The organism is Methylorubrum aminovorans (assembly GCF_022179725.1).
GTDB classification, from domain to species: Bacteria; Pseudomonadota; Alphaproteobacteria; order Rhizobiales; family Beijerinckiaceae; genus Methylobacterium; species Methylobacterium aminovorans.
In genome coordinates this window covers 38332-52923 of record NZ_BPRC01000030.1, presented here as the reverse complement: position 1 = coordinate 52923, position 14592 = coordinate 38332, and the positions used below count along the sequence as shown (strand labels likewise).

The window sequence follows — 14592 nt, the reverse complement described above, 5'->3', positions numbered from 1 at the left end:
ATGCGATCTGGGACTGGAACCTCGCCACCAACCACGTGCTCTGGAACGAGGCGCTGCAGGTTGCCCACGGCTACGCGCCTGATGCGGTCGAGCCGACCGGTGACTGGTGGATCAGCCACATCCATCCCGACGACCGCGCCCGCATCGATGCCTCCATCCATGCTGTTATCGATGGGACGGGTACTGTCTGGAGCGACGAGTACCGCTTCCTGCGGGCCGACGGCTCCTATGCCGACATCCTCGACCGCGGTTCCGTCATCCGCGACGCGCAGGGAAAAGCGACGCGCATGATTGGGGCGATGCTGGACATCACCGAGCGCAAGCAGGCGGAAGAGCAGCAGCGCCTGCTGACGGGTGAGCTGCAGCACCGGGTCAAGAACACGCTGGCGATGGTGCAGGCGATTGCCAGTCAGACGCTGCGAGGGGCGGCGGACATCGACGAAGCGCGTGAGGCTTTTGCCGCCCGCCTAATCTCACTCGGCCGCGCGCATGACATTCTCACGCAGGCCAGCTGGAAGGCTGCCCCGATCATGGAGGTGGTCCAGGGGGCCCTGAGTGTGCATGCCCAGGCCGGACCTGCACGGATCCGGGTTAGCGGCCCGAACGTGCTGCTCGGTGCGAAATCAGCCCTCTCACTGGCTCTGGCTCTGCACGAGCTGGCCACCAACGCGGCCAAGTACGGCGCTCTTTCGAACGAAAGCGGGATCGTGGAGCTGCGCTGGCACATTGTGCACGAGGGCGAAGCGCCCCGGTTCTGCCTTACCTGGTCCGAGCAGGGTGGGCCGCCCATTCTCGCCCAGCCTGCGCGGCGCGGGTTCGGCTCACGCCTGATCGAGCGCAGCTTCGCCGCCGAGGTCGGTGGTGAGGTTAGGCAGACCTATGCACCGACCGGGCTAATCTGCCGCCTGGAGGCGCCCCTTGCCTCGATGCAGGAGCAGCGTAGCGAAATCGCAGCATAGCGGTAGGTTTTGGTGATTAGGCTTCAGCCAAGCTGAAACCTTTCCCGCAGCTTCCCCCTTCTGTTTGAATGGAATTGCATACTGCGTCGCCTCCCGCTGTCGCCTTGGTTGCCGAGGATGAATTTATTCTACGTATGGAGGCGGCCGACACCCTGGCCGATGCCGGGTTCAAGGTCTTGGAGGTCGCCACCGCTGACGCAGCGCTGCGCTACCTCCAGGAGAAGGACGGTGTCGACTTGCTGTTCACCGATGTGAACATGCCGGGTGACCTCAATGGTTTCGACTTGGCCCGTGAAGTTGCTGCCCGCTGGCCAGTGACCTTGCCCCCTGTTTGCCCCCGTTCATAACCAGAGTCTGTTCTGGTTCTGGTCCTGCTTGGACCGGGTTGCAAACGCGTTCGGGGTGAGCCCGCCAAGGCTCGTGTGGGGGCGGCAGGTGTTGTAGTCGACCCGCCACACCTCGATGATGGTCCGGGCCGCCGGCAGGCTCCTGAACAGATGCTCGTTCAGGCACTCGTCGCGCAAGCGCCCGTTCAGGCTCTCGACAAAACCGTTCTGCTGCGGCTTGCCGGGGGCGATGTAGTGCCACTCGACCGCACGCTCCTCCTGCCAGCGCAGGATGGCGTGCGAGGTCAACTCGGTGCCGTTGTCCGAGACGATCATCAGCGGCTTGCCCCGGTCCTTGATGATCCGGTCGAGTTCGCGCGCAACCCGCTGCCCGGACAGCGACGTGTCGACCACCAGCGCGAGACACTCCCGCGTGCAGTCGTCGACCACGACGAGGATGCGGAAGCGCCGCCCGTCGTCGAGCGTGTCGGAGACGAAGTCCAGGCTCCAGCGCTGGTTCGGCTCCTGGGGCACGGCGGCCGGTGCCCGCGTGCCAAGGGCTCGTTTGCGCCCACCGCGCTTGCGCACCGACAGCCGTTCCTCCCGATAGAGGCGGAAGAGCTTCTTGTGGTTGAGTATGAGGCCCTCACGCTGCATCAGGATGAGCAGGCGCCGGTAGCCGAACCGGCGGCGCTCGCCGGCCAGGCTGCGCAGGCGTGCCCGCACGGCTGCATCGTCACCGCGGGTCGAGGCGTAGCGGTATGTCTTCGGCTCCAGGCCGATCAGCCCGCAGGCGCGACGCTGCGAATAGCCCTTCTCCGCGATGGCCCAGTTCACGGCCGTTCTCCGTGCGCCGGGCGTCAGAAGTTTTTTCCCAGCGCCTCACGCAGCGTCGCCACGTCGAGCATCGCCTCGGCCAGGAGCTTCTTGAGCTTGCGGTTCTCCTCGTCGAGCGCCTTTAGGCGACGCGCGTCAGAGACCTCCATGCCGCCGAAACGCGAGCGCCACGTGTAGAACGTCGCGTCGCTGATGCCGTGGCGACGGCAGATCTCAACGACCGGTAGCCCGGCCTGCTGCTCCTTCAGGATGCCGATGATCTGCTCTTCGCTGAACCGGCTCTTCTTCATCGTCCGTCTCCTCTTCGACGGACCCTAGCTTCAGAACAAGGGCAATCCAGGGGGCAAGGTCACCAGAGATCCTGATTGTTGTCTGCTCGGGTGCGACCAAGCCAGGACCCGGGGACCTACCTGCCAAAGCCCGCTTCATCGACAAACCCTACTCCTCAGGGCTGGTCGAGCAGATCCTGCGCGAGCTGCGGGCCGCATAAGGTTCCTTGAACGAAGACGTCTTCCCCACCATGCACAGGAATTTTTAACAGATCAATTTATGGACCCGCCTCCCACGCGGCACGTTCTTACGAAAACGCAGGGAGCTGCCACGCTGCCGGCGAGCCGATTAAATAGCACACGGGAGACAGGACTACATGGCCACCAAGCAGAAAACCTTGCAGGATGCGTTCTACGAAACCCTCAAGGACGTCTATTACGCGGAAAAGCAGTCTGTCCGGGCTTTGAAGAAGTCGGCCAAGGCGGCCGAGCACGATGAGCTGCGCCAAGCCTTCGAGACCCATGCCGAGGAAAGCGCCAATCAGGTCGAGCGCCTGCAGCAGGTGTTCGAGATCATCGGTAAGCCGGCGCGTGCCAAGACCTGCGAGGCGATGCAGGGCCTGACCTCGGAAATGGAAGAAGATCTTGAGGACTTCGAGGATAGCCCGGCGGCGGACGCTGTGCTGGCGGCCTGTGCGCAGGCGGTCGAGCACTACGAGATCGCCCGCTACGGCACGCTGAAGACCTGGGCGAGCCAGCTCGGCTACGCGGACGCCGCCAAGCTGCTGGATGAGACCCTGCAGGAAGAAAAGAAGACCGATCAGCTGCTTTCCGAGATCGCCGAGCGGATCAACGTCGAAGGTTCAGAGACGGACGCTGAGGAAGGCACCACCAAAGGCAAGGGCGGGCGCAAGGCTACCTGAGCCCTGAAGAATCTGAGGATGCGGAAAGGGCGCCATGGAGCGCCCTTTCTGCTGTCCGCGCCGAGCAGCATGCCGTCGGTGAGGTCAAGGAGCTCGGCGCGCATCAGTATCAGATGGGTCTTTGGGCGTTTTCCGGCAACTCCATATGAGCATCCGGCAGCCAGCGGTTCCAAGTCAACCGGCAGGGCTCATAAGAAGTTGACAGTCACCTGCTTTATACAATGCTGAGGCGTGGTCTCGAAGGGTTGGCACGTATTTGGCGCAGCTGCCCTTTCCGCTTGTACATGGCCGTATCAGCCACCTCGAGGAGGCGTGCAGTCGAGGAAGCATCCTCCGCGCTGTGGGCTATCCCAACGCTTCCGCCAATTCGACGACTGCTCAGTTCAGGTAGCTGGATCTCTTCAAGAGCAACCTCCACACGCCTTGCCAGGGTAAGCAGGAACGATGGTGAGGAGCACTGTTCTACCACCACTACGAACTCGTCACCGCCGATGCGTGCGATCGCATCGACCGGACGCAACGTCTCCCGGAGGCACTGTGCGGCTGCAACCAAAAGGCGATCACCGACAGCGTGGCCTAAGCTGTCGTTGACAGCTTTGAAGTCGTTCAAATCTAGGTAGAGCAGCCCAACTTCGGAAGGCCGGCGGAGCAGTGCAGCGTCTAGCTGATCGATCAGTGCCGAGCGGTTGAGCAAGCCTGTCAGTGGGTCGTGGCTTGATGCGTGGGCTAGACGCGCGCCCTCACGCCGACCTCGCCGCGCGTCACGAAAAGCAAGCAGCAAGCAGGAGGCAACCGGTAGCAAAATCATCGGGGCCATCCAAACCCAAAACGTGGCGTCGCGTTTCGCGGCGTCGCGCTGCCACAGAGCGCTGCGATTAATCGCAGTTCTCTCGGCCTCAAGGAGGTGACCCACATCAGTGTGGACAGCATCCATGAGGCGCTTACCCGTATCTTGCTGCACAATTGAGAGGGCGGCTTCTAATCCATCTCGTTGTCGCGCCTCGATCGTAGATTTCATCTCGGAAAACTTGGCGCGAACCTGCTGATCGATGCTGATTATGACCTGCTTCGCGAGATCGTTGTGGGTGTAATCTTTCTGCAGTGTGAGAAGGCTCTGATCAATCTGTGAGATCGCCTGAACATAAGGTTGCAGATATTCATCTCGACCCGTCAGAAGGTAACCGCGTTGTCCAGTTTCAGCATTTTGCACAAGCGTGAGTAGCTGCACGAGGTGTCGCGCGCGGAGATTGCTGGCGATGAGGTTATCGGTTCCAGCGCGAACGGTGTTCACGTGCTGATAGAACCCTAGCGTGGCTGCAATGCAGAGGCATGCGATTAGCGCTGCCAGGAAGACCAACTTGGTCTCAATGTAACCGGTGAGGCGATGTATCATGAGTCGTATGCCCGCTATCGCGCGGTCATACCTTGTGCGCCTAAAATGTTGCCTTACAGCATCGAGCTGTAGAGAGGGTCGTGGACTTTCTATCGCGTATGGAGAACTGCGAATTAACAGGCTCAGCCGGTCGCGGTTCAACTTAGAGTGATAATGCTGCGGCGATTGCTTCCTTTTTCTACCGTTGTTAGATGGGAAGCTTCAAACAGGTGTTTCCGGAGAAGGCCACAAAGCCTTTTCATCAAAGCTCCATGGTGCAACAGGGATACTTTCCACGAGCAGGCGGATCATCTCGGATCGACTCTCCAGCATAAGAGCTGGGGGCTCACCTACGATGGCGCACCAAGCCAAGGTAAAATCCGCGTGCGAAATGTGAGCGAGTGTGTCCGAACCTAACGGCTCCATATGCTGTGGCATGTCCCGTCTCCCGATTGGCGTAGAGATAGTGAACCGATCGGGGGTTTGGTTCGATAACCTATTGGTAAGGTAAACAGAAGCTTAATCGAACGACCTCCCGAGCGCGCCAGGGCGCCCGGGCAGGCTGGTTCTCAGATCAGGCCGCGCGGACCGTCGTCAGAAACCGGTTCACTTCGGTTGAGAGGTGCTCAGACTGTCGCGACAATTCGGAGGCTGCGCCAAGCACTTGGCTCGCCGCTGCACCTGTCTCCTCGGAAGCCTGAGCTACGCCAGCGATGTTAGCTGTGACCTCGCCCGTGCCGGTTGCCGCCTGGGCCACGTTGCGCACGATCTCCTGCGTGGCTGCGCCCTGCTCCTCCACCGCCGCTGCGATGCTGGTCGCAACCCCGCTGATTTCCTTGATGCGTTCGGCGATGCCAGCAATGGCTGCTACGGCCTGACCGGTCGACCCTTGGATCCGCGCAATGTGACCGGAAATTTCGTCGGTGGCTTTAGCGGTCTGGCTGGCAAGCTCCTTTACCTCGGTTGCAACGACTGCGAAGCCACGGCCAGCTTCGCCAGCACGGGCTGCCTCGATCGTAGCGTTCAGGGCGAGCAGGTTAGTCTGACCGGCGATTGTCGAGATCATTGTCACCACGTCGCCGATCTGGGCCACGGCACCGCTCAGTTCTTGTACGAGAGCTGCGCTGTGATCAGCCTCGCTTACCGCGACCTGCGCAAGGCTGGCCGACCCGTCAACTTGCCGGCCGATTTCATGCACCGATGAGCTAAGCTCCTCGGCGGCCGCTGCCACTGTGCTGACATTGCTTGCTGCTTCCTCGGCCGCGGTCGCGACAGTGATGGACTGGTTGGCGGTCTCGGTTGCGGTGCCAGCCATGCTCTGAGCAGTCGCCTGCAACTCGGTCGCGGCCGCAGTGACTGTCCCGATGATGCCGCCTACGGCACGCTCGAAATCATCAGCCATCTGGCGCATCCCAAGCTTGCGCTGCTCCTCGGCTGCGAGCCGGGCCTGGGCTGTTTCCTGCTCCAGCTCACGGGTGCGGATCAGGTTGTCCTTGAACACCTGAACGGCCGCAGCCATCGCACCGATTTCATCCTGCCTGTCGGTGCTCGGCACGGTCGTTGCCGCGTCACCGGCAGCAAGTCTGCCCATGGCAGCCGTCATACGCTCGATTGGACGTGCGACTCCAAACAGGCTGAACAGGATGGCACAAAGACCGATCACCAATGAGATCGCTGTCATCACGTAGGCTGTGAGGATGGCCTCTGCCGCACTCTCAGCAGCGGCAGTTCCGCTTGCATTTGCCCCACGCTTATTGAGCTCAACGCCTTTTGTGAGGGCTTGCATGGCAGCTCGGTTGAGGCTTCCCATTTCCTCGCTGGTAAGCAGGGCAAGCGCTTCCGCCTTGTTCCCCTGCTTCATGAGCGTGCGAACATGTTCCTCCTGCTCGATATAGCGAAGCCAGGTCGAAGAAAAAGCATCATAGAGCGCCTTCTCCTCGGCCGAGCTGATCAGCGGCTCATAGCGGCGCTTCAACGCCTCGAGGTTGTGATTAGCCTCAATTAAAGCGGCTTCATTCTTGGAAAATCCTTCCACCGTGTTGGACGCGACAACGAAGCGGTAGAGCTTAACTCTTACATCGCGCGTTGAGGTATTTATCTCGTTGATTATGCTTACTGAAGGGAGCCAATTTTTTGTTACGGCTGATGAGCTTTGCTCTACAGATGTGATTTTGCTGATGCTGGCTGCACCTTGGCCGACGGCGGCCAGGGCCAGAAGGCCAATGGAGCCAATTAGAACTGTTTTGAGGGTCAGACGCATTGTCGGCTTCCGTACAAAATCTCCTGCTCGCAAAAACGTGATCGAGGCCTAACTAATGGTTAATGGTGTAAGCCATGCGGTTGTGGCGGCATCGATTTTGTCGCAGGCATCCGAACTCATGCGCGGGCACCGTACTCTCATTGGGCAATGCCCATGGCTGGCGCCGGCGTGCACCGAGTACCAGGATGTGTCGGCGGTGCAGTCAGGACTACGTTACCGTCCCGAAGTTCAATCTTGGGTTTAATTCTTGATGCGCGGCATGCACGCTATGCCCGCGATCGTGTCTACAGGAACCTGCCCTTCGTCACAGTGCTTCGCAGGGGATAGCACCTCGATCAACATAAGTACGATGCACACACCAATGGCTGCCATGATCAGCTTGGCTCCCAGACCCACGTCATCCTCTTTCTGAGCCGCGTCGGACCATGCGCTTGTCCGGAAGCGAAGTTAGAGCGTGAGCGGTTGAAGGCACCCCCGGGCTGAGCACCCCTTATCTGTCGCCCACGCGAGCTATCATCCCGCGTCACCCGCTAGCGGAGCAGCCCGGCGCGCGGATGCTTGAGACGCTGATCGCTTTGGCGTTAGCGGGTCTTGGCGGGGACCTTGACAGGCGGAGTGCCCGCAACTTCGCTCACTGAAGCGGTACGCGAGCGCGAACGCGGATCCCGTCCGGTTCGAAGGCAACCTCGACCTCAGCCTTTGTCTGTGCGGCCAGGACCTTGTTCAGGAGGCGGTGTCCGAACCCCTCCCGGGTAGGATGCCCGACCGGAGGGCCGTCATGCTCGTCCCAGTTCCATCGCAGGCACTGTCCGCTGGAGCCGTCCTCAATCCACCAAGTGACCTCGACCCGACCTTTAGGATCGGCGAGAGCGCCGTGTTGCAGGGCGTTGGTCGTCAACTCGTGCAGAGCCATGCTTACCGGCACGGCAAGGTTGGACGGCAGCATGACCCTGGGACCTTCCAAGGTAATCCGCCCATGATCGTTGTACGGATCGAGTTCCGACCGCAGCAATCCCTCAAACGAAGCCGCTTGTGAGAGATCCTCCGTGATCAGCGCGTGAGTCCGCGCCAGCGAGCTGATCCGAGCGGTCAATGCACGAGTGAACTCTGAGATCGAGAGGGAAGAGCGAACGGTGGCGTTCATCACCGCCTGCACGGTCGCGAGCGTATTTTTGACGCGATGGTGCAACTCGCGCACCATGAGCTTCTGGCGCTCCTCGTAAGCATGACGCTCTGTTACGTCACGCTGCGCCGAGACCCAGTGCGTGATGGAGCCGTTCTTCTCACGCACTGGCGTGATGAGCCACTCTACCACGTAGGTTGATCCGTCCTTGCGGTAGTTGATGGTCTCGCCTTGGAAGGGGTTACCAGCCCCAAGAGCCATGCGCATCCGGTGCAGGACCCCACCGTCGGTCTCCGGCCCCTGCAGCAGCCGCGGTGATCGCCCGAGGACCTCGTGCGCTTCGTAGCCGGTCATGCGGGTGAAGGCCGAATTGGTGTACTCGATGCGTGGTCCGGGCTCATCGAGATCGGCCGAGGTGATGAGGATGGCTTCCCCGGCCGCTTCGACGGCAGCAAGAAGCACATCCAGATCGGGACGAACCTGCGCCGCTCCGTGATCCTCGCGCAAGTCCTCCTCCATCCAAGCCGCCGCTCTAGACGTCTCCCATCAACCCCCACACCATTTGTTGGTTTCCTACTGTTGCGCTTTCCACCGTGCCTGGTGTGGTCATGATGAGGGGGCTGGCCCCCAATCAAACCGACACTGCAAAGCTTGGATAGGCGATAGCACTCATGTCAAATTCACACCCATGCGCTGCATCACATAGGGCGTCTTGCGTCTTGCTTGCTTCGGAAGCACGCGATCATGGCTTGTGCAGAGCCTCGTTGGGCGACATGGGCATCATGTTCTGATCCATGTGATACATCACCCATATCGATCCAACCAAGGTAATCAGCACAAGCGTCAGCGTGAAAACGAGGGCGAGAAAGGTCCATCCGCCCTCGGATTTCATGTTTAAGTGCAAGAAATAGATCATGTGGACGAAAATCTGCACGACGGCAAAGCCCATGATGACGATATCGGTCTTAAGCTTGCTGTCGAGAACATCGCCCATCACGAGCCAGAACGGTATTGCCGTGAGGATGACTGAGAGGATGAACCCCGTCATGTAGCCCGACCGGGTGCCATGAGCAGGGCCGTGGCCGGTCCCATGCATATGTGGACCAGTGCCGTGTACAGGGTGAGCCGGAGCACTCATCGCGTCGCTCCCATCAGGTACACAAAGGTGAAGACGCCGATCCACACCACGTCGAGGAAATGCCAGAACATCGAGAGGCATAGGAGGCGACGCTGGTTGTCAGCGATCAGCCCGTGCTGCCGCACCTGGAACATCAGCGTCACGAGCCAGATGATCCCGAATGTCACGTGGAGCCCGTGCGTCCCGACCAGGAGGAAGAACGAAGAGAGAAAGGCGCTCCGCTGGGGCGTGGCGCCCTCATGGATCAGGTGCGCGAACTCATAGAACTCGATGGCGAGGAACCCAGCTCCGAGCACGCCTGTCGCGGCGAGCCAGCGCAGGACCGCGTCCACCTGCTCCTCCTCCATCTTCAGCATGGCAAAGCCATAGGTGATGGAGGACAGGAGCAGGAGGCTGGTGTTGAGAGCAACGAGCTTGAGGTCGAACAGCTCGGCGCCGGATGGGCCTGCCGCGTAGTTCCGGCCGAGCACGCCGTAGCAGGCGAAGAGCACCGCAAAAATGAGGCAGTCGCTCATCAGGTAGAGCCAGAAGCCCAGGAGCGTGCCCCCGTCACCGTGGGCATGCTCCTCCTGCTCGTAGAAGACCGGAGCCGTAGCGCCGGGTGGGGCGGTCACTTCATGCATGGCTCAGACCCGTCCCACCAGTTGCGCCGCTCTCTGGGCTTCGAGCCGGTTCACTTCCGCGGCCGGGATATAGAAGCTCGTGTGGTAGTTGAACGTGTGCCTGATCGAGACCGCAATCAGGGCAATGAGCGACAGGGCGGCGAGCCACCACACGTACCAGACCAAGGCAAACCCAAGCACAGTGCTCAGAGCGGCCAGTGTCATGCCCATCGCCGTGTTGCAGGGCATGTGAATGGGTCTGAAGCCTCCTGCTGGCCGCTCATGGCCGCGCTTCTTCATGTCCCACCAGGCGTCGAGATCGTGCACCACGGGTGTGAACGCGAAGTTGTAGGGGGGTGGGGGTGAGGAGGTGGACCACTCAAGCGTCCGTCCACCCCAGGGATCACCGGTAAGGTCACGCAGCTGCTCGCGTCGCAGGATGCTCACGAGAAGCTGCACGACAAAGGCCAGGATGCCAGCCATGATGATGAAGGCGCCGAACGCCGCAACCATCAGGTAGGGCTGCACCGACGGATCGTCGAAATGCTGGGTCCGACGCGTCTCGCCCATTAGACCGAGGGCATAGATCGGCGTGAACACGACCCAGAAGCCAACCAGCCAGCACCAGAAGCTGACCTTTCCCCAGAAGGGGTCGAGACGGAAGCCGAAGGCTTTCGGGAACCAGTACTGCACGCCGGCGAGCAGCCCGAACACGACGCCGCCGATGATGACGTTGTGGAAATGCGCAACCAGGAACAGGCTGTTGTGGAGGACAAAGTCGGCCGGCGGCACGGCAAGCAGCACGCCGGTCAGGCCACCCAGCACGAAGGTCGGGATGAAACCCATGACCCAAATGAAGGGGCCCTCGAAGCGGATCTTGCCCCGGTACATGGTGAACAGCCAGTTGAACACCTTGGCCCCGGTCGGGATCGAGATGATCATGGTCGTGATGCCGAAGAAGGCGTTGACGTTGGCGCCGGCACCCATCGTGAAGAAGTGGTGGAGCCAGGTCAGCCATGACACGAGCGCGATGACAGCGGTGGCGTAGACCATCGACGTATAGCCAAACAGCCGCTTTCCGCAGAACGTCGAGACGATCTCCGAGTAGATGCCGAAGGCAGGTAGGACGAGTACGTAAACCTCCGGATGCCCCCAGATCCAGATGAGGTTCATGTACAGCATCGAGTTGCCGCCGTAATCGTTCGTGAAGAAGTGTGTCCCCACGTAACGATCACAGGCCAGAAGAGCCAACGTGGCGGTCAGAACCGGAAAAATCGTGACGATGATTGCATTGCTAGCGAGCGTGGTCCAGCAGAACACCGGCAGCTTCATCATAGTCATGCCGGGCGCGCGCATCTTCACGATGGTCGCGATCAAATTGATCGCAGACAGCGTCGTGCCGACGCCGGCGATCTGTAGGCTCCAGATGTAGTAATCGACACCGACGCCCGGGCTGTAGGCTGCTCCGGAGAGCGGCGGGTAGGCAAGCCAACCCGTACGGGCAAACTCGCCCACAAACAGCGACAGCATCGTCAGGATGGCGCCGCCTGCCGTCATCCAGAAGCTGAAGTTGTTGAGAAATGGAAAGGCCACATCGCGCGCTCCGATCTGGAGCGGCATGATGTAATTCATCACCCCGGTCACGAATGGCATCGCCATGAAGAAGATCATGATCGTGCCGTGGGCGGTGAAGATCTGATCGTAGTGATGCGGTGGCAGGTAACCCTGTGCCTCTCCGACCGAGAGAGCCTTTTGTGTGACCATCATGATTGCGTCGGCAAAGCCGCGCAGCAGCATTACGATGGCGAGGATGATGTACATGATGCCGATCTTTTTGTGATCGACGCTCGTGAACCACTCACGCCAGAGATAGCCCCATTGGCCGTACCAAGTGACGGCGCCAACGAGAGCCAAGCCGCCCAGCGCAACAGCTGCAAAGGTCACGAGCAGGATCGGCTCATGATAGGGGATAGCTTCGAGCGTCAGGCGCCCGAAGACAAGCTGCTGGAGATCGATGTTCGAGAACATGGGAATGCCCGTATCGGTCGATGCTAGCGGCCCTGGGGGGGCGCAGTGTTGAGCTGGGCCGGCGCAGGTGTCCGGTCGGCGCCCGGCAGGGCGTTGCCCTGGCCCTGATCAGGCTCGGTTTTTGGCTTGTTGACCCCGTCCCGGCTCAGGGTCTGGTCGCGGGGATCCATGCCTTCCGGCTGGACTGAGCCTTGCGGCGGACGACCCGAGGCCGGGAAGGTGGCGCCCGAAGGCTCGGTGCCGGACTCCAGGCGACGGTTGTCGTAGTCGAGCCGCTTGCGGTTCTCTTCGCTGGCTCGCCCCCCACCTCCAGCTCGGTCGATCTGGTGCATCTCGGTGACGCACATCAGGCCGGGTTCGGGGCACATGCCAAGGATGACGTCATAGATGCCGGCCTGCACGCTGCTGAAGAACCGAACCGGATCAGCCTCGCTCGGCTTCTCAAGCGCCAGGTAAGCCTCGCGGTTGAGGTTTGTGCCGGACGCTTTGGCCTTCGCAACCCACTCGTCGAAGCCTGCGGCCGGCAGGCTGCGGAAGCCGAAGTTCATCCGGGAGAACCCGGGTCCGCTGTAGTGAGCCGATAGCCCCCGAAACGTTCCTTCCTTGTTCATGACAGCGTGGAGCTTCGTCTCCATGCCGGGCATGGCGTAGATCATACCGGCGAGCGCTGGGACGTAGAACGTGTTCCAGACAGAGGACGACGTGATCCTGAACGTGATCGGCCGGTCGACCGGCGCCGCCATCTCGTTGACGCTTGCAACCCCGTACTCGGGGTAGATGAACAGCCATTTCCAATCGAGGGCGACGACCTGCACCTCGAGTGGCTTGGTGTCGGCCGGGATCGGGCGGTTAGGGCCGAGGCGCGACAACGGCTTGAATGGGTCGAGTGTGTGTGTGGAGATCCAGGTGATCGCGCCGAGTGCCATGATGATCAACAGCGGCACCGTCCAGATCACAACCTCGAGCTGGGTCGAGTGGTGCCAATCCGGATCGTAGGTCGCGTCTGGGTTCGAGGCACGATACCGGCGCGCGAAGATGAAGGTGAGCGCAATCACCGGCACAATCACCAGCAGCATGAGCGCGGTGGACACGATAATGAGGTTGCGCTGCTGTGTTGCGATGTCCCCGGACGGGTTCATGACAACCATGTTGCACCCGGCCAGCAGACTAGAGGCGGCTAGCACGGCTAGGCTTCGCAGCATGCTGCTCACCCGCGGGCCTTGCGAGCGGCGGAGAGCAAAGGAAGGGCGAGACGGTGAGACCATGGGGCTTGCTTCATCATCTCTCGCCGGCGCGCGGGCTGGACGCGGCCGGATGGCGCGAGGGTGACCAGGGAGCACGGTTCAGACCTGCCGGATTTCTGAGCGCGAGCTGCCAAGCGCCAGCAAGGTCGTGATTGCACCGGACAGCAGGTACAGACCCACGCAGGCGAGGCCGTAGCGGGCTGACAGAAACAGCACGATCAGGGGAGCGAACCCCGCTCCCAGCAGCCAAGCCAGGTCGCTTGTGAGAGCCGCTCCGGTGTAGCGGAAGCGCTGTTCAAGCCGGGACGTGACCGCTCCGGAGGACTGGCCGTAGGACAGCCCAAGCAGGGCAAAACCCGCGTTGACATAGATCGTCTGCCCAATCGCGTTCTCTTCGACGAGCAGCGGCGCGATGATGCTGCCGAGAGCGAAGACCGCGATCAGGCCTGCCGTGATCATCAGCAGCATGCGGCGACCGATCTGATCGGCGATGAGCCCAGAGGCCATGACCGCACCCGCGCAGATAAAGGCGCCCGAGCACTGGATCATGAGAAACTCGCCCGGCGAGCGCTCTGTGAAGAGGTTGATCCAGCTGATCGGGAACACGGTCACGAGATGAAACAGGGCAAAGCTCGCCAGCGGTATCAGCGCGCCGATGAGAAGCTCTCGTGAGTGGTTGCGGATCAGCGGGATGATGGGCGAAGGCTCAAGCCGCCGCTGCTCAAGGAGGCGGGAAAACTCGTCCGTCGCAACGAGCCGCAGGCGTGAGAACAAAGCCACAACATTGACGGCAAAGGCGCAGAAGAAGGGGTAACGCCAGCCCCAATCCAAAAACTCGCCATCTGTCAGGTTGAGCAGGAGGTATGAGAACATGACGGCGGCCACGATGAAGCCGAACGGCGCACCGAGCTGAGGGATAGCTGCATAGAAGCCGCGTCGTTCGATGGGCGCATTCAGCGCTAGCAGCGAGGCAAGGCCGTCCCAGGCGCCACCCAGCGCCAGGCCCTGCCCAATCCGCAGTCCAGCCAAGAGGTAAAGCGACCAAACCCCGATCTGCGCGTAGCCGGGCAGGAAGGAGATCGCCATCGTAGAAAAGCCGAGCAGAAACAGCGCCGTGGTTAGCTTTACGCCCCGGCCATGCCGACGATCGATGGCTGTGAAGACGGCTGTTCCAAGGGGCCTCGCGATGAAGGCGAGCGCGAAAATCGCGAAGGAATAAAGCGTTGCGGTCAGGGGCTCCAAAAAAGGCAGGAACACCTTTGGAAACACCACCACAGATGCAATCGCGAACACAAAGAAATCGAAATACTCTGCCGTCCGGCCGATAATCACGCCGATCGCAATCTCACTAGGTGCGACCTTGTGATCAGTGTTCGCTAAACGGGCGTCGCGCTCCAGCGGATTGGAGGATGGATAAGGCCCTTCAACGTGATCGATCGCCATCCGAAGTGTAGCCTGGGATAAGGGTTTCTTAGGGAATTTCGTCCAGAAACTGATTGCGCGCATAGGAG

12 protein-coding genes are annotated in these 14592 nt (G+C 60.9%); 3 read left to right on the top strand and 9 right to left on the bottom strand.

The genetic code is table 11. The annotated features are described in order from the left end of the window. Together MFF24_RS24305 and MFF24_RS24300 are read left to right on the top strand one after the other, a co-directional pair. On the top strand, positions 1 to 959 hold a 959-nt coding region (locus MFF24_RS24305; protein ID WP_238228585.1), incomplete at its 5' end, for a sensor histidine kinase. A gap of 104 nt (positions 960 to 1063) precedes the next feature. Continuing rightward, positions 1064 to 1306: a response regulator gene (locus MFF24_RS24300; protein WP_238228583.1), complete on the top strand. Its 243-nt coding sequence runs from the start codon at positions 1064 to 1066 to the stop codon at positions 1304 to 1306. Here MFF24_RS24300 and MFF24_RS24295 read toward each other — a convergent pair. Continuing rightward, positions 1301 to 2412 (bottom strand): IS3 family transposase gene (locus tag MFF24_RS24295; protein WP_238228581.1). Its coding sequence is split into 2 segments (ribosomal slippage): positions 1301 to 2163 and positions 2163 to 2412, totalling 1113 coding nucleotides; the frame shifts between segments, so codons are not numbered across the junction. The two genes, MFF24_RS24300 and MFF24_RS24295, sit on opposite strands and share 6 nt — an antisense overlap. Positions 2413 to 2768: 356 nt before the next feature. Here MFF24_RS24295 and MFF24_RS24290 point away from each other — a divergent pair. Beyond that, the gene (locus tag MFF24_RS24290) at positions 2769 to 3314 is read left to right on the top strand and encodes a YciE/YciF ferroxidase family protein (RefSeq protein ID WP_182556762.1); all 546 of its coding nucleotides are present in this window, start codon (positions 2769 to 2771) and stop codon (positions 3312 to 3314) included. Between the two features lie 214 nt (positions 3315 to 3528). Here MFF24_RS24290 and MFF24_RS24285 read toward each other — a convergent pair whose 3' ends face one another. The 8 genes from MFF24_RS24285 to MFF24_RS24250 form a co-directional block, all read right to left on the bottom strand. Further along, positions 3529 to 4605, bottom strand: a complete 1077-nt coding sequence (locus MFF24_RS24285; RefSeq protein ID WP_182556763.1) for a diguanylate cyclase domain-containing protein — start codon at positions 4603 to 4605, stop codon at positions 3529 to 3531. 655 nt (positions 4606 to 5260) lie between these two features. Next, on the bottom strand, positions 5261 to 6946 hold the full coding sequence (locus MFF24_RS24280; protein ID WP_182556764.1) for a methyl-accepting chemotaxis protein: 1686 nt from the start codon (positions 6944 to 6946) through the stop codon (positions 5261 to 5263). 631 nt (positions 6947 to 7577) lie between these two features. Continuing rightward, positions 7578 to 8576 carry an HWE histidine kinase domain-containing protein gene (locus MFF24_RS24275; protein WP_238228579.1) on the bottom strand — a complete coding sequence of 333 codons (999 nt, stop codon included), beginning with the start codon at positions 8574 to 8576 and terminating at the stop codon, positions 7578 to 7580. A gap of 235 nt (positions 8577 to 8811) precedes the next feature. Continuing rightward, positions 8812 to 9207, bottom strand: coding sequence for a cytochrome o ubiquinol oxidase subunit IV (gene cyoD, locus MFF24_RS24270; RefSeq protein ID WP_182556766.1), 396 nt, complete (start codon positions 9205 to 9207; stop codon positions 8812 to 8814). Beyond that, positions 9204 to 9830, bottom strand: a complete 627-nt coding sequence (gene cyoC, locus MFF24_RS24265; protein WP_182556767.1) for a cytochrome o ubiquinol oxidase subunit III — start codon at positions 9828 to 9830, stop codon at positions 9204 to 9206. The genes cyoD and cyoC overlap by 4 nt, the downstream gene beginning before the upstream one ends. Positions 9831 to 9833: 3 nt before the next feature. After that, a complete protein-coding gene (gene cyoB, locus MFF24_RS24260) occupies positions 9834 to 11837 on the bottom strand; it encodes a cytochrome o ubiquinol oxidase subunit I (protein WP_182556768.1) in 2004 nt (667 codons plus the stop codon). Positions 11838 to 11860: 23 nt separating this feature from the next. After that, entirely contained in the window at positions 11861 to 13039 is a 1179-nt protein-coding gene (cyoA, locus tag MFF24_RS24255; protein WP_231347168.1) for a ubiquinol oxidase subunit II, read from the bottom strand. Between the two features lie 141 nt (positions 13040 to 13180). Then, positions 13181 to 14524 carry an MFS transporter gene (locus tag MFF24_RS24250; protein ID WP_182556770.1) on the bottom strand — a complete coding sequence of 448 codons (1344 nt, stop codon included), beginning with the start codon at positions 14522 to 14524 and terminating at the stop codon, positions 13181 to 13183. Between the last annotated feature and the right edge of the window lie 68 nt (positions 14525 to 14592).